Here is a 21604-nt window from a genome sequence, read left to right as displayed (position 1 = left end):
GGCAGCAGTTACAGATAATGAAATCAGAGATATTTATCGTTTACGGTGGGGAGTTGAACTGTTATGGAAATTTTTAAAGATGCACCTAAAACTGGATAGATTAATCACTAAAAATGTTAATGGTATTGCTATTCAAATTTATGCTAGTCTTATCGCTTATCTGATTTTACAACTTGTATCTGTTCCGAAAGAATGGGGTGAAAAGATGTTAGATAAATTCCGCTATCTTCAAGCTTGTATGTGTCAACAAATCAGTTATGTTCATTGGATGGAAGATATTATGAAATGTTGACATTTTTACCCTTGATAATACTAGTATACTTAAATATGTAAAGTTTTGTAACGACATTCAACATTTCTGCAATTAATGAAACAATTGATATTTGTCGAGATCCTAAAGATAATAAATTCTTAGAATTAGCCATTTCTGGAAATGCCACTCATATTATCACAGGAGACAAAGACTTATTAGAACTGCATCCTTTTCGAGATATCTTGATTGTTACACCGAGTCAGTTTTTAGATAGTTTATCTTCAGACCCGCATCAGAGATTCTGACTTGTCACCGGCTGAAGGTACAGCAAGAGGTGTAACCACAATCCCTTGACTACTAAGGACAATAGTAGCGAACTGCTTAGAGGTCTATTGAAATCGGGCTAACAACTGCTCACGAGATAAACTAGACAACTGCAACAGCAAGGTAGTATATTCGTGAGGTGTTAAATTTAATACAGGCTGAACAACTGCCGCTAATTGCTCGTCTATAAAGCCAAATCGCGCTAAAAGCAGGTTTTCTACTATTTGCCGTCTTTCCTGTTCCTTACCTATTTCCTTACCTATTTCCTTGCCTATCTCCTTACCTATTTCCTTGCCTATTTCCTTACCGCGCTCTAAACCACGAAGCTCCGTTATCCGTTCCCACTCTAAATAAGCCGGTGTTAAATTCATTATTAACTCCCTATCTTCAACATCAATCTCATTGCTTATTTCCATAGTAATTTTCCAAGTCCCTAATAACTTTAAAATAGTATAGCGTTTTCTATCATCTTCGGGTAAAGCAATTACTTCATTAATTGCAGCTTGTTGAATTATTCCTTTACCTAAAATCCTCAACCAGAGAGTTTCTGGAGTATTCGCTAACTTATCAATGGCAATTACTCCAGTCAGCAGTAATTGTGACGGAAAGTAAATGCCTGGCAGCCAGTTTTCATCCTCGGTGGCCATAAATTTATTCAGCAGTTTATGAGAAAAAGAAGTAGCAATAATCCACAACCTTGGTAGTTCATGGTCAGGAATACTTTTTTTATCTCGTTTGGCTTGACGTTGTAAATCTGCTTCTAGGTGGAATAGTTTGGCTAAACAACTGCGAATTTCTCTTTCTGTTGGTTGCTTGCGAAAGGGTTCTAACAAACAACTGGTTACAGCAATTTTATTTAAAATACCTAAATTTTCTGACTGATGCTGTTGAGTCGATGGTGTAAACCAAATATCGACAAATCTGGGTTCTCCAGGTATTTCATAATTTATTCGCACCTCACCCAAGGAGGATAGAAATTCTGCAAATAACTGTTTGGAAAATTGATCAAATGGGTTTTTAGTCATTTATAGTGATGCACTGACCGCTCAATTAGCTCTATTTTATCCGCAATGAGCTAATTTATGGAATTTAATCACAAAAATTCCTTGACGTACGGGAGTTTGGTGAAAAGCGATCGCTTCAGTGCTGCTGCAAGGAATTCTCTAAAACCAACCTAATCTATAATAATATTAATCATGGCGATCGCTCATATTTTCAAATGTAAATAAGCATGAAGACCGATAAGCTATTTTACCGCATATTCCTCAATCAACCAGGTCTTCTTGCCGAACTCCTCCCCGGAATCCCCCCAGATTGTCAATTCGATTACTCAGCACCAGTCATTAAAGAACAGGAATTTCGCCATGATGGAATTTTAACCCCCGTAGGAAATGACCCCAACTTGCCCATAGTCTTTCTAGAAGCGCAAATGCAACCAGATACAGACTTTTATGGACGCTACTTTGCAGAAATTTACCTTTATTTAAAACAATATAAAATCATCAGACCCTGGCGAGGATTGCTAATTCTCAAATCCCGTCGTCATGACCTGGGTTCAGAAATCCCTTACCAATTCCAGTTAGATAACCAAGTCCAAAGACTTTACCTCCAAGACCTGCTACATCAAAATCCCCTAAGTCCCAATTTAGCATTACTGCAACTGATTATCCTACCGAAAACAAAAACCGTTCAAGCCGCTCAAAACCTGCTAGAAAGTAGTAAAAGTCAACCAGAATTTAGACAAAAACTTGATTTAGTTGAAGCTATACTAGTAAATAAATTCCCTAACCTGAGTTTGGAGGAAATATTAAAAATGTTAGACCTAAAAACCGCTGATATTACTCAAACCCGTTTTTATCGAGATGTTTTCCAATTAGGTATACAGGAAGGCATACAGGAGGGTGAGCAAAAAGGTAGACAGAAAGGTGAGCAGGAAGGGGAAGCAAAACTGATTATCCGTCAGTTAAAACGTCGTTTTGGAGTAATCACCCCAAATCAAGAAACCCAAATTCGCGCTTTATCCGTTCCCATTCTGGAAGCATTAGGAGAAGTCCTCCTTGATTTTATCAACCCCACAGACATAGATACTTGGTTAAGTAACCAGGAGAATCTAAAGTGATAATCGACAAAAATATAGGTACTGTGGAATACAGTCTTTGATTCAAGTACATTCACAAATTTTAGGCATTATGGGGAGCAGGAAAATTCTCAGGTGCAACTTCTGAACGCGGAAAAGTAGGTAAATCAATACCACCATGATTTGTATAGCGGTTCTTGAGCGCTAAACGATAACTAACACTCTGCAATTCAGCCTGTAATTGGCGATTTTCTCGTTGTAATATTGCGACTTTATCTCGTACTGGTGTCATCCGTTCCTCAAACTTACTACGATAAATTTGGGGTAATTCCTGTACCACCTGCTCTAACATTCTACTGCGATCAGTTAGTTCTTGCACAGACTGGCGCAATTGGTGTATCTCCGTATCACGATTAGTAATTTGCTCTTGGTAAAATGTCACCTGCTGTTCTACGGCTTGGATTTGCTCTCTTAAAACCTGCAATTGACCCAAATCTATTTCTGGATCAGATTTTGGCGGTGTAAAGTTGGTATTACCCTTGACTAGCCGGAATAGTTCTTGAGATAACTGTTGTACTAATTGATCCCGCAGTTGCAAGTCTTGACGCAATTGGGATACTTCCGTAGATAGTTCTTGGATGTTTGGTATATCAGATTGGCTCACAGTGACTTCAAGCTCTTATTCAATATATATACAGTTATAGTTAGCTTTTGACTTGCGATAATTATATCATATAGTTTCCAATTTTAGTCAAATAATTGAGGAATTTTTATTAATTTTCTTAACTTTTTAATGTCGCAGCATGACACAAGCCACACTGCTGAACTCCTAACCAATCACTTAGGAAAACGTAGTTATTAAGCTGCTACAACTTCTTCTTCTGGTTTTTCTTTGTGCACGTCTTGTTTAACCGTCATATAGCGAATTACTTCTTCACTTAATCGCATTGCCCGTTCCATGATAGCAATTACAGTTCCAGGACCTGTATAATTAAGTTGAACGTAAACGCCATCACGATGCTTTTGAATTTCATAAGCTAGACGACGCTTACCACGGTTTTGAATTTCAATATTCTCAGCGCCGTGTTCACGAATTAAGTTTTCGTATTTAGCAATTTGTTGTACTACTTGCTCATCTCCCAAGTCAGGACGCAGGATGTACATAGTTTCGTAAACTGTGGTCATGTTCTTTAATTTACCTTTTGGACAATGGCTGAAGAGGTGTTAATTCATACAAAGATTGCCGTGAGCGATACTTTTATTGATCAACATCTCAAGCAACAAGGAATTTTGACAATTTTTTAGCCATTCTATATTAACACAAATTTTAGCCGGATTTGTCCACTAAAGTCATCAAGTTTTCCATATTTATCTTATAATTTTAGCAGTTTTCAATAGCAATCAATAACCAGATTCTACCGAAAGAAAGCATATTTAAGGATATTTGTCAAACTTATGGCGCAACGATATGTGCGGGTTCACAGTCAAGATGGGAAAATTTACTATGGGTTGCTCCAGCTTTCTCAGAATGTAGAAGTGCTAGATGCTCCACCTTGGTTGGATGGTCAACCTACGGATTTAATCCTCCCGGCCAACTCTTACAGGATTTTAGCCCCCTGCGCGCCTTCAAAAATTGTTGGTGTAGGTAAGAATTATGTTGATCATGCAGCAGAAATGGGAACACCTGTACCGGCTGAACCCCTAATTTTTTTCAAACCACCTACATCTTTAATTGGGTCAGAGGGAGAAATTAAGTATCCTCCCCAGTCTCAAAAGGTGGACTATGAGGGAGAACTGGCTCTTGTGATTGGTGATCACACCTGTGATTGTACCCCAGCCCAAGCCCAAAGTAAAATTTGGGGTTATACCATTGCTAATGATATCACAGCCAGGGATTTACAAAAAAAAGACCCCCAATGGACTAGAGCTAAGGGTTTTGATACTTTTTGTCCTTTGGGTCCTTGGATTGTCCGAGAATTGAATCCAGGAGCGAGATTACAGACGTTTCTGAATGATCATGATCATCCCGTCCAATCGACCTGTATTGATCAAATGGTATTTTCTCCAGATTTCTTGGTGTCTTATATTAGTCAAGTGATGACTTTATTACCTGGGGATATAGTATTAACTGGTACACCGATGGGGGTGGGGGCTTTGCAAATAGGCGATCGCATCCGTGTAGAAATCGAAGGTATTGGTCGCCTAGAAAACACAGTTGTGGAGCGTTAGCGTACCTGCATATGTACTGCATCGGAAATAGCGGGAATTTCCGCATATTTGCCCATTAATGACTGAGCAACGGAATAAACAACCGCTGCTACTATCCCCAGGAAAATAGTTGTATAAAGTGTTTGCATAGCAAATCCACTACCAGGAACTAATTTGACAATATCGGTCAAGACGCTACATAAAAAGATCACAATATCTAAGATGATAGCTTGCATCGTGTTAAAACGAATAAAATGATGAATTTTCTCGTTTCTGACCACCAATAACCACAAAGCAAAGAAAATAATCATCCCCGCAAAGCGGACACCATAGTAAATTTTTAACAGTGGGAACAGAGGTAAAAATATCAGCCCTAAAAGTGGAAAATCTTTCAAGAAAAACTGACCGAAAGCAAACACCTCAATTAAAGGTAATAAATAAGGTAAACAAGCGAAAAATCGCTCTGGAAAGGTTGTAGACCCGCGCCAAGACATTTTGTATTCTCCTGTGGCTAAATTTTAACAGCTATTGAGCTTAGGATAACGCAGATGCTTAACTTTGCTGACAAATCACCATTATTTGATATTGGCGACACGAAAGCCCATGATACACTCATATTGATCTGGCTGTTGTTCTGTAAACTTACTAATTGCTTGACCACAGCGTAGTTTACCTCCACCCCAGCGAGGTTGTCCACTACTATTTGCTAGTAAACAAGATTGACAAACCTTGTCCGAGCTAAGGATTTGATTGTCGGTGAAAATGACTAACATCTAACCCCCCTGTCAATAGAGTAATCTCAAAAAATGTTGGTAAGCTGTACTGCATTTAGTTTGTATAATTATAGCAGGTAAGATGACCGCACCATAAAGTTCAAGTAAATTGCGGTGATCAAATTTAGCTGCGTAACAGCTTAATAGAGAAAAGTTACTAACTATATAATCCATTTTTATTGTATCTTGTATGTTTAAGACTTTTGTTAATTTGAGTACAAATTATACATAAATTCGGATTACCACGTTGATTAAAGTCAGATATTCTTACATAATGACATTCCCATAACTCATTGTTTGTCAGTCTAGATTCTAATCATGAACAAATTGCCTAATTTATAACTTTGGTAATAGGTTTAACCCCCATTTCTATTTTTGTCAACTTCATCAATATCATTAAAATGACCAAAACTAACTCAGACCTGTTAAAAAACTCTGATTCTACCATTAACGAACTAATTAACCAAGAATTACAGCGTCAACGTGACCACCTGGAATTAATTGCGAGTGAAAACTTTACTTCCGCTGCTGTATTAGCAGCCCAAGGTTCAGTATTAACTAATAAATACGCCGAAGGATTACCCGGTAAACGCTATTATGGCGGTTGTGAGTTTGTTGACAAAGTTGAACAAATAGCCATTGACCGAGCTAAACAGTTATTTGGCGCTGCTCATGCTAATGTTCAACCCCATTCTGGTGCACAAGCTAATTTTGCTGTCTTCTTGACTTTGCTGCAACCAGGAGATACAATTATGGGTATGGACTTATCTCATGGGGGACACCTGACCCACGGTTCACCAGTGAATGTTTCTGGTAAGTGGTTTCAAGTCCGTCATTATGGTGTCAGTAAAGAAACTGAACAATTGGACTATGACCAAATTCGTGATTTAGCTATCAAAGAACGGCCTAAATTGTTGATTTGTGGTTATTCAGCTTATCCGCGGATTATTGACTTTGAAAAGTTCCGTAGTATTGCTGATGAAGTTGGTGCTTATTTACTTGCGGATATTGCCCATATTGCTGGTTTAGTGGCTACTGGTCATCATCCCAACCCCTTACCTTATTGTGATGTTGTTACAACTACAACTCATAAGACCTTGCGTGGACCTCGCGGTGGTTTAATTTTAACTCGTGATGCAGAATTGGGTGAAAAGTTGGATAAGTCAGTTTTCCCAGGTACTCAAGGTGGACCTTTAGAACACGTTATTGCTGGTAAAGCTGTGGCTTTTGGTGAGGCTCTCAAGCCTGATTTTACAGACTATTGTGGACGAGTAATTGAAAATGCTCAGGTTTTAGCTACTCAATTACAAAGTAGGGGATTTAAGCTGGTATCTGATGGAACTGATAATCATTTAATGCTAGTGGATTTACGATGTATTAATATGACCGGAAAGAAGGGGGATCAATTACTCAGTACGGTGAATATTACGGCCAATAAGAATACAGTTCCTTTTGATACCAAATCACCTTTTATTACCAGTGGGTTAAGACTGGGTTCTCCTGCTATGACGACAAGAGGTCTAGGTGTGGCAGAATTTAGGGAAATTGGTGATATTATTGCTGATAGGTTGCTTTCTCCAGATTCGGATATAGTAACTAAGGATTGTTTAATGCGGGTAGCGGCATTGTGCGATAATTTCCCATTATATCCTCATTTGGAAATTCCTGTACCAGTTATAGCTTAAAATTTTTGGATTTTGGATGAGTATCAGCAATCCAAAATCCACAGTATCAGATTTAACCCTAAGTTTTAAATATTGAAAACGATTCTACAAAAATCTTTTCAATTTGCAATTTAGGGACTGATCAAGGCTAAAATTAGGAATTAGAGAGTTATAATGATCCCATGTTCGAGATATTGCCTTTTCGCTTTGAGTTAGATAAGATTGTGATCGCTGGTAGTTGTTTATGGGCTTTAGCGTTATATTTGAGTTTTTCCCAAACTAGGGAATGGGTAACTACACAACTCAACCGCTGGTTCAATTTTGCGGAACAGTCTCTCTATACCAGTGAATCAGAATTTGAAAAGACACGCAAAGCCAGAGAAGCGCAAAATTCCTTTTATGCTTCACTATTTAGCATTTTCCCATTTTTGATATTTGGTGGTTTATCTAACTGGATTTTAGATGTCAGTTTGGGTAATAGTTGGGGAATTAGTATTGGAATTCTTGCTTGTATGGGTGCTGGTGTGTATGAATTAGGACGCGGACAAGGGGAAGAGTGAATTTATGTACTTTCAAAATTTATTGGCTTTTAGGTACTTGTTATGCTAGACTGAGAAGTTGATAGCAGGGAATAGAAAAACAAGGTTTGTTTGTTATATTTAGTAAGCTTTATGAGATTTTTTTGTGTTTTAATAGTTGCTTGATTTTTAAAACCTATAATTTTGAATTACCAGTGAATGTATTGATTTTGATTTGTTAAGAATTGAAGAACTTAAGAAAATTGGTTATTACAAAATAATGAAGTATATACTAATTTATTCACTGTTCCCTCAAACTAAACAACTTTGTTCGTTATGAGCATGGAAACTGCTGTATTTACTTTAAAAATCAAGGGTCATTACCCATTTATTCGCATGGATAATGACCTGAATTTGTTAAAAGCTGAAAGCCTAAAACCCTTGTTATACCCTACCAGAAATTCTCATCAAATTAATCTTATCTTTCTTACTTAGTTAAACCATCATATCTGTTTGGGTCTTTTTTCTCCTTTTTGTCCTTGGGATCTTTCTTAGGCTTTTTAGCTTCTTTATTACCTTTTTTTTCCTTAGACATGAGTATTACCAAACTAGGTTTACCTGTGAAAGCTGCCACATTCTGCTATGAGTAAATCAGGGTGTAGCTTACCTGATATTCTTTGAAAACAGTAAGGGAAGCATTGCACATTTACGCTACTAATGACTATGGTACATTATTATTTGATTTTGTGCTTAATTTGATTGAATATGATACAAAACTTTAGATACCTTGTCACTATATTTAATTGAGATTCTAATTTATAGATCCTGTTTTGTTGCTTTCATCCATTATACCAGTATAATCATTTTTTATAACTAATTAGGTAATAATTAAATGACTCCAGTAGATATTCTGATTCTTTCCAATGGACCAGGGGAGGTAACAACCTGGGTACGTCCTGTTGTTAAAGCATTGAGAGAACAATTAGGACATGATATTTCTCAAGTGAGAATTTCTGTAATATTATCACCTTGTCCTCATGCTAGTGGTAAAGAAACTGTTATAGCGTTGAGTTATCCAGAGGTTGATAGAGTTCAAGCAGCAGAACATTTTTGGCAATTTTTACTGTGGGGAAAAACTGCGGAAAATTGGGAATGGAGAAATCAAGGTGTGGTTATATTTTTAGGTGGTGATCAAATTTTTCCGGTTATTATTGGTAAGAAGTTAGGATATAAAACTGTAGTTTATGCTGAATGGGAAGCACGTTGGCACAATTTTATAGATAAATTTGCTATTATGAAAGGACAAGTTGCGAAAAATGTTGCTTCTAAATATGCAGATAAATTTACTATTGTTGGTGATTTAATGTTAGAAGCAGCAGAGAATGACATAATATCTAAAATTGAAAATGCTCAAACTCAAATTAACATTATTGGAATTTTACCAGGTTCAAAAGCAGCGAAATTAACTCAAGGTGTACCTTTAACCTTAGCTATTGCTGAATATATTCATAGTAAATTACCCCAGACAAAGTTTTTTATTCCGGTTGCACCAACTTTAGATTTACCAACTTTAGCTAGTTTTGCTAATCCAGAAAATAATCTATTTACAAAAGCATTTAATTTTCAAGGTGCTGATTTAATAGATAATCATTTCCTAACTTCTACAGGTTTAATAGTAGAATTAAAACAAGAAAATCCCGCTTATCATTTATTATCTCAATGTTCGATTTGTTTAACTACAGTTGGTGCAAATACCGCAGAATTAGGAGCATTAGCTGTACCTATGATTGTATTATTACCTACTCAACAATTAGATGCTATGCGTTCTTGGGATGGTTTACCAGGAATATTAGCAAATTTACCATTTATGGGCACAACTTTTGCTAGGATAATTAATTGGTGGATGTTAAAAAATAAGGGTTTATTAGCTTGGCCAAATATTTGGGCACAAGTAGAAATTGTTCCAGAATTAGTAGGTAAATTACAACCAAAAGAGGTGGGAGAAATGGTTTTAGATTTGTTAGCAAATCCAGAGAAATTAGAGGCTATTCGGCATAAATTACGTAGTGTTAGGGGTGAAGGTGGTGCTGCTGAGAAGTTGGCAATTTTAGTCAGGAAAGAGTTATTATAGATTTATATAAAACTACGAAGGCTCTCCTATTTATTTGAAATTTATAATAAGTGCTAGGTAGGGATTAGGGTATGCAATATTGGTATTCAGTGAATGATAAATATTCTTTAAGTTCAAGATTTTTCTAAGGTACTTAAATCTTCATAATTACCTTTTATTATACATAATAAACTACCAAATCATGCCCAAATTTAACATAAAATCTTTTAAAATATCTTGCACTGAAACCGTAGCAGGAGCATCCAAAACCTCAACCTCTTTACCTTGTCTATAAATTCCCACTTGACGAGATTTCCGATTAATTAATATCCCCAAACGTATACCATTATCTATATATTCCCTCATCTTTTCCTGTGTACTCTTAAAACTATCACTAGGAGAAAGTAGCTCAATTACAAAATCAGGACATATTGATTAGATACTCCTAAAATTTGGGCAAAATCGTTATAATTAATCTCTAAATCATCTAAAATATCTGCAATTACTTCACCAGGATGTATTGGTTTTACTAATCTATCTTGAGTAATATCTTGCAAATTATTCATAATCAATACTCCTTAAATATTTTAACTAACAGCATATTCTGTAAACTGTCTCATAAAAGGAGACTGAAAACCTAACACAATATCCCCCTTGGGAACTCCAGCAGCCACTAAATCAGCAGCAATATCATCCTCCGTCCCATTCCATTGCAGCCAAATTTTACCGCCTTTAATATCAATATGAATGATACAACTATGTACCCAATCTTGACCTTCCCAGCCGATATGAACTATTTGATAATGGTCACGTTCTGTATCAAAAATTGTCTCTACTTCTATATTGCCATAAGATGGTTTTTGCTTACTATATTCCTGTAATATTTGTTTTACAATCTGGCGATATCTAGTTAATGTATCCATTTAAAAATTACCTCTTGCTCTACATCATAAACAATCATTTTTAACTGATTTTCTAAAATCATATCTTTGGGGAAATCAAGTTGAAAAAATGTTTTGTAAGTTGTTAAAGGAACTGCTAAATATAAAACACGCTCCGGTTGCAACCTTCTCAATGCACCTCGATAATTAATAAATTGTCCTAATGCTGTATGAAATTCGGAAATAGCAGACGATCTTTCTAAAAAACTTTTGACTTCGACTGCAATTTTTTGTCCTTCCCGTTCTGCGGCTATTAGCTTTTCTGCGGCTAAATCAATAGAAAGATTAACTCCTCCTACACTAATTGTAAGTGGGTCATTAGTAACTTGCCAACCATCTTTTTGTAAAGCTATTTTAACAACTCCATGAAAAACATCTTTAGCTGACATACATATCTATTATTATATTGCTTATTCTATAATTAGATTACCAGAAAGCGATCGCACCTTCTACATCCCCAACAAGCGAACTGCTTGCAGCAGCGCAACGCTTACGCACTCCCCACATCCCCAAACAGCGATTCCTAGGTCGCGCTTCGCTATCGCACCCCCACATCCCAAAACAGCGATTACCAGGGAGTGCTTCGCTATTGCTAATCCATTTAATAGTCTAGGCTTTAATAGATTTATCAGCAGCATTAATTAATATTTCATCCATCCAAGCATTAATACTTTTTCCAGCTTTTTTAGCTGCAATGAAAATTTTTCTGTGATGTTCTGGAGTAGTTCTAAATGGCAATTTTCCAGAAAAAGGTTTATCAGGTTCTTCTCCTAATTCTTCACAAAAAGCTAAATAACCATCAATAGAAGTTTCAAATTCTTGACGTGCTTCTTCGACAGTTTTAGCTTTAAAAGTAATTACATCATTAATATCAAGAACTCTTCCAAAAAGTATTCCTGCTTCTACGTCTACTTCTATTGATGCCGTATATCCTTTATAAGTCAACATAATTTTAATAATCCTCACTCAGTTTTTTTGCGATTGATTTTACTACAAACTATTTATGGTTCAATTCCTGCTTTTATCAAAAATTCTCTCACTGATTTCACTGCTCCTTTATCGGCTTCTTTTTCTGGATGTGGTTCATGGAAATAACCTCTAACATCATTTAATTTAACTCTTACTCTTGAACCGCTACCTTGACTAACATCAGCACCTAAAGCTGTAAATAAATTTTCTATATCTTGCCAAATAATACTTGCTGATACAGGATTTGTAAAAATTAATTCTAAAATCTTTTGCTGTTTATTATTAAGATTCATCCTTTTTTACTTTTAACAGAAGCTAATATATAAGATATCATATTATGATATCATGTCAATAGATATTCTGAATAAAATGTGATTGTATCTCTTAAAACAGCGAACTGCTTGCAGCAGCGCAACGCTTACGCACTCCCCACATCCCAAAAGAGCTATATCTTCCCTTGACAAAATATTTTCATACAATTAACATGAAATTATCAAATAATTTATTGAAATTATGATGTTTAGTCTAAGCGATATTCACCCCTTATCAGAATTTCAGCGTGGAGCAAAGATGTTTCTGGATAAGTTAAAAGAAACTCAATCTCCCATTGTGTTGACTGTGAATGGTAAAGCTGCTGCTGTGGTTCAAGATGCTGAAAGTTATCAAAAACTGATTGATAGACTGGAATTACTGGAATCTGTTGCTAAGATCCGTCAAAGTATAAATGAGTTTGAACAAGGTGAGGGTATGCCCTTAAATCAAGCATTTGCAGAATTTAAGGAAAAATATGGCATACCGGATTGAGATTTCACCTAGTGCTATTGCTGATATTGAGAGTATTTTCCTGTGGATAAAAGAGGATTAAAAAATGTATGTCTAACTATCAAGAATTGTTACAACAAGCTAAAAATCTGACTCCTGAAGAACAGCTTAAATTAGTTGAGGATTTATCTATCTTAATTCGTCAACAATTGAAAATGACATCAAACCCAAAGCGTAGTATTTTAGAATTGCGTGGTTTAGGTAAGGAAATTTGGGGAAATATTGACGCTCAGGAATATGTCAATCAGGAACGTGATTCATAGAATGGCTAAATAAATTACAAAGTAAAATTATAGGTTTAGATACTGCACCGCTAATTTATTTTATAGAAGAAAATCCTAGTTATTTAGAAGTTACAGATACTTTTTTTACAGCCATGTATAGAGGTGAGTTTAGTGTTGTCACGTCGGTTTTAACTATATCAGAAGTTTTAGTTTATCCTTTACGTGCAGGAAATACGATATTAGCTCAACAATATCGTGATATTCTTTTCAATTCTCAAGGTTTAACAACTATTGAAGTTTTACCAGATATTGCTGAAAATGCGGCTAAATTAAGAGCAGATTACAATTTAAGAACACCGGATGCTATTCAAATGGCTACTGCTATTTATGGTGGTGCGTCTTTTTTCTTGACAAATGATATACGTTTACCTTCTTTACCAGGGTTAACTGTGTTGGTTTTAAATCAATTGATAAGTTAAGTGCTTTGAAATACAGCGATCGCACTCCCACACCCCAAAAGCGATTCCTAGGTCGCGCTTCGCTATCGCATCCCCCACATCCCCAAACAGCGATTCCTCGGTCGCGCTTCGCTATCGCACCCCCACATCCCAAAACAGCGATTCCTAGGTCGCGCTTCGCTATCGCATTCCCCACACTCCCAAAAGCGATTCCTAGGTCGCGCTTCGCTATCACCTAAATTCATCACCAGAATAAAAAATGATAAGATACTAATAAGATTTTATTCATATTAGAAACTTATGAATGTGAGTTTTCCGATACCAAAAGAACTTGAGTCTTATCTTGAGGTTCAGCTTCAATCTGGCAATTATGATACTGTAGCGGACTATTTTTTGATGTTGTTGCAGCAAGATCAACGGCGTAAGGATGCTCAAGCAAAATTAGCTAGTTTGTTGCAAGAAGGTTTGGACTCAGAAGCTGAACCTGTAACTCCTGAATATTGGCAGGATTTGCGCCGATCAATCTTTGGTGCGGCGCAGTAGTAATTATGGCTTTTCAGTTAATTGTTCGCAATCGTGCTACTCAAGATATCAGACAACAAGCAAATTATATTTTGGTGAATGGTAATAGGGAATTAGGGGAGAAGTTTTTGGAGTTTGTTGAGTATGCTTTTGCTCAATTGGCGATAACTCCCAATATGGGTAAGGTTGTGTCGTCTTTGTCTGATATGGGAACAATTCGTCAGTGGCGGATTAAGAATTTTAAGGACTATTTGATTTTTTATAAAGTTCAAGAGGAACGGGTGGAGGTTCTACGGGTTTTGCATGGGGCGAGAGATTTAGAGGATCTCTTGCCATTCTTAGATGAGGAAGTTTAATTTTTTGATTCCTACGGAGCGCTTCGCTATCGCACTCCGCATCCTCAAACAGCGATCGCTCTCCCAAACCCCAACAGCGATCGCTCTCCCAAACCCCAACAGCGATCGCTCTCCCACATCTCCAAAACAGCGATCGCATCCCCACATCCCCCAAAAGCGATCGCACTCCCACATCCCCAAAAAGCGATCGCACTCCCAACATCCTCAAAAAGCGATCACTCTTGCATAGTAATTTTGTACTTATTAATATTTTGCACTAACAATCAAATACAATTTCCGTAGATATGACAGTTTAGGGGGTAATTTTGGGTAATACTAAGAAAGCTCAATAAGTTAAATATAGCTTTGTATGTCTACTGAATTAACTGCTGAAACTTTAATCCCACTTTCTGTCCAAGAACGGAAAGCACTAATTTTGCATCATGCTTCATTAATTGATGTGACTCACATCGCAGATGAAGATTTACACATAGCATATAAATATGGAATAATTATATCCTCAATAGCACCAGCTTACTTTCAATATCAAATTGCACAAGACAAGCAGAATGGATCTGTTTTAGAATTAGATAGACAATCTCAGTTAATTAGTAGTAAAACTGAAAAATTTGCAGACGATTTTATTGAGTGGTTAAAACTTGACTTTGAAAAGAAAAATTCAATAATTAAGGATCATCCTAACCCATCCAATCTTTTTGAACTCTGTGGAGCTAAATTGCTAGTTACTAGCAACTCAGTGACAAGAAGTCTGAGTACAACAATGGGAAGTCTCTGGGAAAAGATATCTGATATTAGTCCTTATATTATTAACCCAGAATTTGAATTTGGAATTAAAATTACTGGAATTGATATTCTACTCTTTTCGGAAGAAACAGTTAAGTTTGCACAACTAAAAACCCTAAAAGGAACATTGACTGGTTCGCAAGTACCAAGAGCAAAAAAAGAATTAAGCATTCATAAAAACTCTTTGTTTATAGCAGCTTTTGATTTAGGTAAATGGACTTTTTCAAATAGAAGTAACATTCCTCGTATTGCTGGTAAACCATTTTGGAATATGATTTGCATGGATTATGATCTAGTTGAAAATCATATCCGAGATATGTTACAGAAAATTGATCAAGCATTTGCTGAATTAGCCACAAAATAAATAGTTACCAAATCTATAGAGAAAAAAGTGAAAGTTGTTCAGATATCTCTTTACCTTTTGCTTTCTTTCCTTGAATTAAGTTGAGAAGATAACTACCAAGTTCTTTAGCAAGTAATACGGGAACTGCATTACCAATTTGTTTATATTTAGAACTGACAGAACCATAAAAAATCCAATCATCGGGAAAAGTTTGAATTCTTGCAGATTCACGGACAGTTAAAGAACGTAATTCTACAGGATGACACATATCTGTAGCTTTTTGGTGTGGACTTGTTGTAATTGTTGGAGAAGGTTTATCCCAAGATAATCTTCTATAAAAACCTACTTTTCCACCTCCCGAATTATAAGCACCTCCCATAGCTTCTTGTTTTAATTCCTCTGGTAAATGCTTCCAGTTTTGTCCAGCTTCCAATAATCTTAAATATTTTAAGCGACTTTCTGGATAAGCCATAAATTCTCGTTCTGTATCAACTAAATCTGTTATAGCATCTTCTAAAGTCAGCCATTTAGGTAAAATTTTACCATCTTTACAATATTTGGGAATAGGAAATGTAGCAGCTTCACCATCTCTAGAACCAATAAATACTACACGCGCTCTATTCTGTGGAACACCATAATCTGCTGCTTCTAAAAGGTTATAAACGACGTTGTAGCCTATTTCCTTCATTTCTGATAATACTACTTTTAAAGCAGCACCAGCTATTTCATCAGTTTCTAAGGGTGGGTAATCTTTTCCTCTTTGGTTAATTGGTCTATGACGAAGTGGAGCAGAAAGCAAACCTTTCACATTTTCCATTAAGAAAAAACGGGGTTGGACTTCTTTAACAATGCGAACAAAGTCCATGAATAAACTACCGCGAGGGTCCATAACTGAACCTCTTTTCCCTGCGGTACTAAATGGCTGACAAGGTGGACCACCTGTTACTAAATCTACTTCTCCTGGTTGTAAAGCACGTCCTAAATTTAAAACCATTCCCCCTTCTTCAAGTAATTCTTGAGAACTGACGTTTTGTATTTCTCTGGGAATAGCACTTTCCTGCAAAAATGGACGATTAAGCGCAATTGTTTTTGTAGCATCACGGTCTTTTTCTACTACACTTACTGTATGAAATCCTGCTTGTTCCATACCCAAATCTAGACCGAAAGCACCTGTAAATAAGGAAATAGAAATAGCTTTACCATCTATCATTCTTGTCGTTCCCCAACAATTACTAAAATCAATAGTTATATAATGAGATGTATAAGGAACTTGCTCATATATGACTAATTAGATCAAGTGTATCACTCTTTCGTTATAGATAGATTGAATAATTGTAAACATTACCAAATCATCGCCAAATTCAAAACAAACCCCTTTAAAACATCTTCCCCCAAAACCGTAGCAGGAGAATCCAAAACCTCAACCTCCTTACCTGGTCTATAAATTTCCACCTGACGAGATTTACGATTAATTAATATCCCCAAACGCACACCATTATCTATATATTCCTTCATCTTTTCCTGTGTAGTCTTCAAACTATCACTAGGAGAAAGTAACTCAATTACAAAATCAGGACAAATAGGAGGAAACTTTCGTTTTTCCTCATCAGTTAAAGCATCCCATCTTTCTAACTTAATCCAAGAAGCATCAGGAGAACGATCTGCACCATTTGGTAATTTAAAACCAGTAGAAGAATCAAAAGCTATCCCAGTACCATCAGCATCAGTCCAATTAAATAATTGTTGATTGAGTCTACCATTACGATTTCCCGTTTCTCCCCCCGCAGGTGACATAATTATTAATTCCCCATTTGCGTTTCTTTCAAATCTCAATTCGCGGTTGTTTTGACATAGCTGAAAAAACTGATCATCAGTCATATCTATCACTGATTTTAAACTCACAGTTAAAGCATTCATAACCACATCCCACAATTACAAAAATTGTTATTTTCCCAAATCATAAACTAATCTCCCTCTTCCTTTGCTCCTTTGCGACTACCCTTCGGGATCTCTAAGAGAGATTGCGCGAAACAAAATCAAGATATCATAGGCAGGTATAAAACCTGCCCATTTAACCCTATTCTATACCCTCAATCCGGTTTTCCACCTCCTGATACAACTCACGTAACCGGTCTAAATTTTCCTCACTAGTCTCCCAATAACCGCGTCCATTCATTTCCAACAAAGTAGAAACAATCTTGCGGAAGGAATGAGGATTGAGATTCATCAAACGCTTTTGCATTTCCTCATCTTTGATGAAAGTTTCGTTCGTGTCCTCATAAACCCAATTATCCACAGCGCCAGCAGTCGCACTCCAACCAGTCGTATTTACCAACCGCTTAGAAAGTTCGCGCACACCTTCATAACCGTGAGACAACATTCCCTCATACCATTTGGGATTTAACAACTTAGTCCGCGCATCTAAACGCACAGTTTCTGATAAACTTCTCACCTGTGCATTCGCAGTAGTTGTATCTGCAATGTAAGATGCAGGTTTCTTGCCATCGGCACGCAGACTTGCTACTAACTTAGTAGGATCAGAGTCAAAATAATGGGAAACATCTGTTAAACTGATTTCCGAAGAATCGAGATTCTGGAAAGTTGCATCAGCAGTTTTCAAAGTAGTTTCAAAAATCTCCCGCGACTCATCCATAACCCCAGGATTATCAGAATTGAAAGAGAAAGATTTCCGTTTCAAATACATTTCCTGTAACTCAGCTTCACTATCCCAAGTGCTATTCTCCACCGCTAAGTTAATATTAGAAGAATAAGAACCGGAAGCATTAGAGAAAACGCGAGTTGCAGCTTGACGCAGATTTATCCCCATGTCCTCCGCTTGTTTCAAAGCGTGCTTGCGGACAAAGTTCATTTCCAAAGGTTCATCAGCTTCCGCAGCCATTTTTACACCTTGGTCTAGCAAATTCATTTGGTTAATGAACAAGTCGCGGAATACACCAGAACAGTTAATTACAACATCAATTCTAGGACGACCCAACTCTGATAAAGGTATTAATTCCAACTTGTTCACCCGTCCCAAAGCATCGGGTACTGGACGTACTCCCACCATCCACATAATTTGGGCGAGGGATTCACCGTAGGTTTTGATGTTATCTGTACCCCAGAGGACACAGGCAATGGTTTCTGGCCAGTTTCCTTCATTTTCCGACTTGTTCCGTTCCAACAACCTATCAACGACGATTTTCGCAGATTGGACTGCGGCAGAAGTGGGGATAGATTGGGGATCTAAAGCGTGAATATTTTTACCTGTGGGTAATACATCAGGATTACGGATAGGATCTCCACCGGGACCAGGGAGAATATATTCACCTGCTAAACCTTGGAGAAGTCCACCCAGTTCGTTATCTGCACAAACTTGTTTTAAGCAGAATTCCAAATATTCAAACAGAGGTTTTAATGCAGAGGTGTCAACTTTGGGATAACCTGATTGATGCAGTGATTCCACCCAAGGTTCTTTTCTCCCCATGTTGAAGAAGTTCAACTTGGAAACAGCTATCACTCTACCTTCTGCGTCAATTTGTTCTTGAACTAAGGCTGTAACAGCCGCACGGGTAGCGAGGGTGATATCTTGTAATAGTTGCACATCTGCCAAAATTCCGGCATCGTTGTTTTTGTAGATATCTTCAATGTTGCGACCGAGACTTTTGGCAATAATTCCGGGTAAGCCTTGAATTTCTTCCTCTTGTCGATCTAAACTAGCTATATTGACCAGAGTGGCGATCGCTTCTTCGGCACTAGGAGGCTTACCAATCACGTGCAGTCCACAAGGTAACAAGCGTGATTCAATCTCCATCAACCGCCGATAAACGCTACCAACGATGTTATCCCGTTCTTCCGAGGACATATCCTTAGAATCGGTTTCTGGTAACTCAATATCCTTGTCTAAGTTGACAATGCGGCATTTATCCATGATAGAATTGACAATGGAAACACCCCGGCCAGTGTCTTTCAAAGTTTGGTAAGAAGCAATTAACTCGCTAAGTTCCTTCAACCCTTTGTATAAACCAGCATTTTCCGCAGGTGGTGTCAGGTAAGAAATTGTTTCTGCATAACTGCGACGTTTGGCAATTGTGGCTTCACTGGGGTTATTGGCTGCGTAATAATACAGGTTAGGAATTGAGCCAATTAGTTGATCTGGGTAACAATCACCAGACATTCCCATTTGCTTACCAGGCATGAATTCCAATGAGCCATGTGTCCCAAAGTGTAACACAGCATCAGCGCCCCAAATCCGTTCTAGATAGGTGTAATATGCTGCAAAACCGTGGTGGGGACTTGCGGAACGGGAGAATAACAACCGCATGGGGTCGCCTTCATAACCAAATGTAGGCTGCACACCAATAAACACATTACCAAATTGCTTCCCATAAATCAAGAGATTTTGGCCGTCGCTGTTCAAGTTTCCGGGAGGTGGTCCCCAGTTTTCTTCTAAGCGTTGGGAGTAGGGTGTCAGTGCTTCATATTCTGGCACGGACATTTTGTAAGCAATGTTGAGTTCGGGACTGTTGTATTGTGCTTGTGCGTCGTGGATGACTTGTTCTAGCAACTCTTGGGGAGTTTCGGGAATGTCCTGCACGTCGTAACCGTTGTTTCTGAGTCCTTTCATGACTTCATGAATAGAACCGAATACGTCTAAATATGCGGCTGTACCCACGTTACCTTTGTCAGGAGGGAAGCTGAAAACAGTGATGGCAACTTTCTTGTCTAATTTGGGTTTGCGGCGGAGATTTGCCCATTTTAAGGCGCGTTGGGCAACTATTTCTACTCGGTCTTGTAAAGCGATCGCTCTGCCTGTTGCCCCATCTTTACCTGATAGGATGATTGGCTCAATTGCGCCGTCTAGTTCAGGTATAGCAATCTGTAAAGCCACTTGAATGGGATGTAACCCCAAATCGCTATCGAGCCATTCTTCGGTGGTTTGGAAGACCAAAGGCAAGGCAACCATGTAAGGACGATTTAACCGTTTTAAGGCTTCAATAGCTTTAGGATGATCCTGTCTAGCCGGTCCACCCACCAAAGCGAAACCAGTTAAGGATACTACCGCATCTATTAACTGCATTTTGGTAATTGGTTCATAGAAGTAAGCTTCTATCGGTTTAGAGAAATCTAAACCACCTGCAAAAACAGGGAGAACTCTTGCCCCTAAAGATTCCAATTCCTGGACAATTGCCACATAATGGGCATCATCACCAGTCACTAAGTGAGTTCGTTGTAAAACCAAACCTACACAGGGTGCAAGGGGGTCTTTCAGGTTACTAGAAATGTCTTTGCGGGCAGAATACCAGTTCAGATATTCTCGCACATCCTCAAACATAGTTGGCGCTAAAGGATGCCAAATCCCCATATCGGGATAAACAACTGGTGCTTCATACTTAGCAGCAGCAAAGCTTTCTTTTTCTACGCCTTTCAATACGTATTTATCAGCCAGCATCAGCAAGAAGTTTTCCAGGTTTTCCGCTGAACCACCTAGCCAATACTGAAAACTGAGCATGAAGTTTCTCGCGTCTTGTGCTTTTTCCATGGGGAGGAATTTCAGCACTTGGGGAAGAGTCCGCAATAACTTCAACATTCCGTCCTGGAAACCAGCGCCAGATTTCTCTTTGCGCTTTTTCATGAAGTTAGCAATTACGCTTTTAGATTGTCCTAACTGCGCCAAGGAGAAGCTACCCATTTTATTGAGGCGCATAACTTCGGGCATGGAGGGGAAGACAACGGATACATCTAGATTATCACGATGGGGTTCGACTGCGGCAACTACTTTCTGTGCTAGGTCTTCAATAAAAATTAGAGAAGCAATGAATATATTAGCACTGGCTATATCGCGTTTCAACTCCTCATAGTTTTCAGAGTTGCGTAGTTCTTCAATCAAGTATCCACTGATTTCTATGGCAACGCTGGGATGATTAGCGTTAATTTCCCGTACCGCTTGCGATAATGCACTTTGGTATTGGGATTCTAGCACGACATAGACAACCTTGATTAATTTACGTCCCCGTAAATCGTCAGGTGCAATATGTCTAATAGTGGACTTGACTTGGGTAAACATTCAAATAAGCTCCTTTCAAGCGTGTTCTCATGAAGTTAGTCGCGGTATAACCGTTTGTAACTTCAATTATTTTCGGCAATAAGAGTTTTTTAGCAGAAAACTCGGATTCTGTGGGGGTTTTGTCCTATATCTGACATAAAATGATATAGAAAACAACACATTTATTCATGAATCTTAACAAAGAATGCAGGTTCT

General features: G+C 37.7%; 27 protein-coding genes and 1 pseudogene. 14 read left to right on the top strand and 14 right to left on the bottom strand.

All coding sequences use genetic code 11. The features are described from left to right. On the top strand, window positions 1-292 hold a 292-nt coding region (locus H6G44_RS02935; RefSeq protein ID WP_190595357.1), incomplete at its 5' end, for a transposase. A 62-nt stretch (window positions 293-354) separates the two neighbouring features. Next, window positions 355-558 (top strand): putative toxin-antitoxin system toxin component, PIN family, encoded by a 204-nt coding sequence (locus H6G44_RS02930; protein ID WP_390802634.1) that lies wholly within the window; start codon window positions 355-357, stop codon window positions 556-558. Window positions 559-642: 84 nt separating this feature from the next. Here the strand turns inward: H6G44_RS02930 and H6G44_RS02925 are convergent, their stop codons facing one another. Continuing rightward, window positions 643-1602 (bottom strand): hypothetical protein, encoded by a 960-nt coding sequence (locus tag H6G44_RS02925; protein WP_190385486.1) that lies wholly within the window; start codon window positions 1600-1602, stop codon window positions 643-645. Window positions 1603-1808: 206 nt separating this feature from the next. Between H6G44_RS02925 and H6G44_RS02920 the strand changes: the two genes are divergently transcribed. Then, window positions 1809-2696 carry a DUF2887 domain-containing protein gene (locus H6G44_RS02920; protein WP_190385487.1) on the top strand — a complete coding sequence of 296 codons (888 nt, stop codon included), beginning with the start codon at window positions 1809-1811 and terminating at the stop codon, window positions 2694-2696. Window positions 2697-2757: 61 nt separating this feature from the next. Here H6G44_RS02920 and H6G44_RS02915 read toward each other — a convergent pair whose 3' ends face one another. Both H6G44_RS02915 and rpsF read right to left on the bottom strand, forming a co-directional pair. Next, on the bottom strand, window positions 2758-3318 hold the full coding sequence (locus H6G44_RS02915; RefSeq protein ID WP_190385488.1) for an Npun_F5560 family protein: 561 nt from the start codon (window positions 3316-3318) through the stop codon (window positions 2758-2760). Window positions 3319-3512: 194 nt separating this feature from the next. Beyond that, window positions 3513-3839 (bottom strand): 30S ribosomal protein S6, encoded by a 327-nt coding sequence (gene rpsF, locus H6G44_RS02910; protein WP_190385489.1) that lies wholly within the window; start codon window positions 3837-3839, stop codon window positions 3513-3515. 270 nt (window positions 3840-4109) lie between these two features. Here rpsF and H6G44_RS02905 point away from each other — a divergent pair, with 270 nt between their 5' ends. Further along, a complete protein-coding gene (locus H6G44_RS02905) occupies window positions 4110-4883 on the top strand; it encodes a fumarylacetoacetate hydrolase family protein (protein WP_190385490.1) in 774 nt (257 codons plus the stop codon). On the opposite strand, the gene H6G44_RS02900 is transcribed toward H6G44_RS02905, so the two are convergent. Further along, window positions 4880-5356 carry a Tic20 family protein gene (locus H6G44_RS02900; protein ID WP_190385491.1) on the bottom strand — a complete coding sequence of 159 codons (477 nt, stop codon included), beginning with the start codon at window positions 5354-5356 and terminating at the stop codon, window positions 4880-4882. The two genes, H6G44_RS02905 and H6G44_RS02900, sit on opposite strands and share 4 nt — an antisense overlap. A gap of 81 nt (window positions 5357-5437) precedes the next feature. Then, the gene (locus H6G44_RS02895) at window positions 5438-5635 is read right to left on the bottom strand and encodes a hypothetical protein (protein WP_190385492.1); all 198 of its coding nucleotides are present in this window, start codon (window positions 5633-5635) and stop codon (window positions 5438-5440) included. Between the two features lie 401 nt (window positions 5636-6036). Here H6G44_RS02895 and glyA point away from each other — a divergent pair, with 401 nt between their 5' ends. From glyA to H6G44_RS02880, 3 genes are all read left to right on the top strand, one after another. Further along, window positions 6037-7320, top strand: a complete 1284-nt coding sequence (glyA, locus tag H6G44_RS02890; RefSeq protein WP_190385493.1) for a serine hydroxymethyltransferase — start codon at window positions 6037-6039, stop codon at window positions 7318-7320. A 161-nt stretch (window positions 7321-7481) separates the two neighbouring features. After that, a complete protein-coding gene (locus H6G44_RS02885) occupies window positions 7482-7859 on the top strand; it encodes a hypothetical protein (protein ID WP_190385494.1) in 378 nt (125 codons plus the stop codon). 850 nt (window positions 7860-8709) lie between these two features. Then, window positions 8710-9948 (top strand): lipid-A-disaccharide synthase, encoded by a 1239-nt coding sequence (locus tag H6G44_RS02880; protein ID WP_190385495.1) that lies wholly within the window; start codon window positions 8710-8712, stop codon window positions 9946-9948. Between the two features lie 171 nt (window positions 9949-10119). Here the strand turns inward: H6G44_RS02880 and H6G44_RS02875 are convergent. The 6 genes and pseudogenes from H6G44_RS02875 to H6G44_RS02850 form a co-directional block, all read right to left on the bottom strand. After that, a pseudogene (locus H6G44_RS02875) lies at window positions 10120-10359 on the bottom strand (Uma2 family endonuclease); the annotation flags it as partial. After that, the gene (locus H6G44_RS02870) at window positions 10341-10493 is read right to left on the bottom strand and encodes a hypothetical protein (RefSeq protein ID WP_242031649.1); all 153 of its coding nucleotides are present in this window, start codon (window positions 10491-10493) and stop codon (window positions 10341-10343) included. The gene H6G44_RS02870 and the pseudogene H6G44_RS02875, both read right to left, overlap by 19 nt. A 21-nt stretch (window positions 10494-10514) precedes the next feature. Further along, window positions 10515-10850 (bottom strand): XisI protein, encoded by a 336-nt coding sequence (locus H6G44_RS02865; RefSeq protein ID WP_190385496.1) that lies wholly within the window; start codon window positions 10848-10850, stop codon window positions 10515-10517. Beyond that, complete coding sequence (locus H6G44_RS02860; protein ID WP_190385497.1) at window positions 10838-11257, bottom strand: XisH family protein; 420 nt, start codon at window positions 11255-11257, stop codon at window positions 10838-10840. The genes H6G44_RS02865 and H6G44_RS02860 overlap by 13 nt, the downstream gene beginning before the upstream one ends. A 220-nt stretch (window positions 11258-11477) precedes the next feature. Beyond that, window positions 11478-11816: a type II toxin-antitoxin system HicB family antitoxin gene (locus tag H6G44_RS02855; RefSeq protein WP_190385498.1), complete on the bottom strand. Its 339-nt coding sequence runs from the start codon at window positions 11814-11816 to the stop codon at window positions 11478-11480. A 53-nt stretch (window positions 11817-11869) separates the two neighbouring features. After that, window positions 11870-12130 carry a type II toxin-antitoxin system HicA family toxin gene (locus tag H6G44_RS02850; RefSeq protein ID WP_190384062.1) on the bottom strand — a complete coding sequence of 87 codons (261 nt, stop codon included), beginning with the start codon at window positions 12128-12130 and terminating at the stop codon, window positions 11870-11872. 220 nt (window positions 12131-12350) lie between these two features. Between H6G44_RS02850 and H6G44_RS02845 the strand changes: the two genes are divergently transcribed. From H6G44_RS02845 to H6G44_RS02815, 7 genes are all read left to right on the top strand, one after another. Continuing rightward, window positions 12351-12641, top strand: coding sequence for a type II toxin-antitoxin system Phd/YefM family antitoxin (locus tag H6G44_RS02845; RefSeq protein ID WP_242031650.1), 291 nt, complete (start codon window positions 12351-12353; stop codon window positions 12639-12641). A 68-nt stretch (window positions 12642-12709) separates the two neighbouring features. Then, a complete protein-coding gene (locus H6G44_RS02840) occupies window positions 12710-12922 on the top strand; it encodes a hypothetical protein (protein WP_190385499.1) in 213 nt (70 codons plus the stop codon). After that, window positions 12919-13362: a type II toxin-antitoxin system VapC family toxin gene (locus tag H6G44_RS02835; protein ID WP_190385576.1), complete on the top strand. Its 444-nt coding sequence runs from the start codon at window positions 12919-12921 to the stop codon at window positions 13360-13362. The genes H6G44_RS02840 and H6G44_RS02835 overlap by 4 nt, the downstream gene beginning before the upstream one ends. A gap of 279 nt (window positions 13363-13641) precedes the next feature. After that, window positions 13642-13884 (top strand): ribbon-helix-helix domain-containing protein, encoded by a 243-nt coding sequence (locus tag H6G44_RS02830; protein ID WP_148761439.1) that lies wholly within the window; start codon window positions 13642-13644, stop codon window positions 13882-13884. 5 nt (window positions 13885-13889) lie between these two features. Beyond that, window positions 13890-14219 (top strand): type II toxin-antitoxin system RelE/ParE family toxin, encoded by a 330-nt coding sequence (locus H6G44_RS02825; protein ID WP_199291722.1) that lies wholly within the window; start codon window positions 13890-13892, stop codon window positions 14217-14219. A gap of 4 nt (window positions 14220-14223) precedes the next feature. Continuing rightward, on the top strand, window positions 14224-14448 hold the full coding sequence (locus H6G44_RS02820) for a hypothetical protein (RefSeq protein ID WP_190385500.1): 225 nt from the start codon (window positions 14224-14226) through the stop codon (window positions 14446-14448). A 120-nt stretch (window positions 14449-14568) separates the two neighbouring features. After that, on the top strand, window positions 14569-15366 hold the full coding sequence (locus H6G44_RS02815) for a hypothetical protein (RefSeq protein WP_190385501.1): 798 nt from the start codon (window positions 14569-14571) through the stop codon (window positions 15364-15366). Between the two features lie 13 nt (window positions 15367-15379). Here the strand turns inward: H6G44_RS02815 and H6G44_RS02810 are convergent, their stop codons facing one another. The 3 genes from H6G44_RS02810 to H6G44_RS02800 all read right to left on the bottom strand — a co-directional run bounded on the left by H6G44_RS02810 (window position 15380) and on the right by H6G44_RS02800 (window position 21409). Continuing rightward, the gene (locus tag H6G44_RS02810) at window positions 15380-16555 is read right to left on the bottom strand and encodes a DNA cytosine methyltransferase (protein ID WP_190385502.1); all 1176 of its coding nucleotides are present in this window, start codon (window positions 16553-16555) and stop codon (window positions 15380-15382) included. A 131-nt stretch (window positions 16556-16686) separates the two neighbouring features. Then, the gene (locus H6G44_RS02805; RefSeq protein ID WP_190385503.1) at window positions 16687-17262 is read right to left on the bottom strand and encodes a Uma2 family endonuclease; all 576 of its coding nucleotides are present in this window, start codon (window positions 17260-17262) and stop codon (window positions 16687-16689) included. A 160-nt stretch (window positions 17263-17422) separates the two neighbouring features. After that, window positions 17423-21409, bottom strand: a complete 3987-nt coding sequence (locus H6G44_RS02800; RefSeq protein ID WP_190385504.1) for a magnesium chelatase subunit H — start codon at window positions 21407-21409, stop codon at window positions 17423-17425. Window positions 21410-21604: the final 195 nt, after the last annotated feature.

Source organism: Aphanizomenon flos-aquae FACHB-1287 (assembly GCF_014698755.1).
Classification (GTDB): domain Bacteria; phylum Cyanobacteriota; class Cyanobacteriia; order Cyanobacteriales; family Nostocaceae; genus Dolichospermum; species Dolichospermum flosaquae.
Note: the sequence above shows the minus strand (reverse complement) of the source record. Positions and strands in the feature narration are given on the sequence as shown.

Coding starts and splice junctions, on each gene's coding strand:
- H6G44_RS02925 (WP_190385486.1), bottom strand. CDS start 1,602: ATGACTAAAAACCCATTTGATCAATTTTCCAAACAGTTATTTGCAGAA.
- H6G44_RS02920 (WP_190385487.1), top strand. CDS start 1,809: ATGAAGACCGATAAGCTATTTTACCGCATATTCCTCAATCAACCAGGT.
- rpsF (WP_190385489.1), bottom strand. CDS start 3,839: ATGACCACAGTTTACGAAACTATGTACATCCTGCGTCCTGACTTGGGA.
- H6G44_RS02905 (WP_190385490.1), top strand. CDS start 4,110: ATGGCGCAACGATATGTGCGGGTTCACAGTCAAGATGGGAAAATTTAC.
- H6G44_RS02900 (WP_190385491.1), bottom strand. CDS start 5,356: ATGTCTTGGCGCGGGTCTACAACCTTTCCAGAGCGATTTTTCGCTTGT.
- H6G44_RS02895 (WP_190385492.1), bottom strand. CDS start 5,635: ATGTTAGTCATTTTCACCGACAATCAAATCCTTAGCTCGGACAAGGTT.
- glyA (WP_190385493.1), top strand. CDS start 6,037: ATGACCAAAACTAACTCAGACCTGTTAAAAAACTCTGATTCTACCATT.
- H6G44_RS02885 (WP_190385494.1), top strand. CDS start 7,482: ATGTTCGAGATATTGCCTTTTCGCTTTGAGTTAGATAAGATTGTGATC.
- H6G44_RS02880 (WP_190385495.1), top strand. CDS start 8,710: ATGACTCCAGTAGATATTCTGATTCTTTCCAATGGACCAGGGGAGGTA.
- H6G44_RS02870 (WP_242031649.1), bottom strand. CDS start 10,493: ATGAATAATTTGCAAGATATTACTCAAGATAGATTAGTAAAACCAATA.
- H6G44_RS02865 (WP_190385496.1), bottom strand. CDS start 10,850: ATGGATACATTAACTAGATATCGCCAGATTGTAAAACAAATATTACAG.
- H6G44_RS02860 (WP_190385497.1), bottom strand. CDS start 11,257: ATGTCAGCTAAAGATGTTTTTCATGGAGTTGTTAAAATAGCTTTACAA.
- H6G44_RS02855 (WP_190385498.1), bottom strand. CDS start 11,816: ATGTTGACTTATAAAGGATATACGGCATCAATAGAAGTAGACGTAGAA.
- H6G44_RS02850 (WP_190384062.1), bottom strand. CDS start 12,130: ATGAATCTTAATAATAAACAGCAAAAGATTTTAGAATTAATTTTTACA.
- H6G44_RS02845 (WP_242031650.1), top strand. CDS start 12,351: ATGATGTTTAGTCTAAGCGATATTCACCCCTTATCAGAATTTCAGCGT.
- H6G44_RS02840 (WP_190385499.1), top strand. CDS start 12,710: ATGTCTAACTATCAAGAATTGTTACAACAAGCTAAAAATCTGACTCCT.
- H6G44_RS02830 (WP_148761439.1), top strand. CDS start 13,642: ATGAATGTGAGTTTTCCGATACCAAAAGAACTTGAGTCTTATCTTGAG.
- H6G44_RS02825 (WP_199291722.1), top strand. CDS start 13,890: ATGGCTTTTCAGTTAATTGTTCGCAATCGTGCTACTCAAGATATCAGA.
- H6G44_RS02815 (WP_190385501.1), top strand. CDS start 14,569: ATGTCTACTGAATTAACTGCTGAAACTTTAATCCCACTTTCTGTCCAA.
- H6G44_RS02810 (WP_190385502.1), bottom strand. CDS start 16,555: ATGATAGATGGTAAAGCTATTTCTATTTCCTTATTTACAGGTGCTTTC.
- H6G44_RS02805 (WP_190385503.1), bottom strand. CDS start 17,262: ATGAATGCTTTAACTGTGAGTTTAAAATCAGTGATAGATATGACTGAT.
- H6G44_RS02800 (WP_190385504.1), bottom strand. CDS start 21,409: ATGTTTACCCAAGTCAAGTCCACTATTAGACATATTGCACCTGACGAT.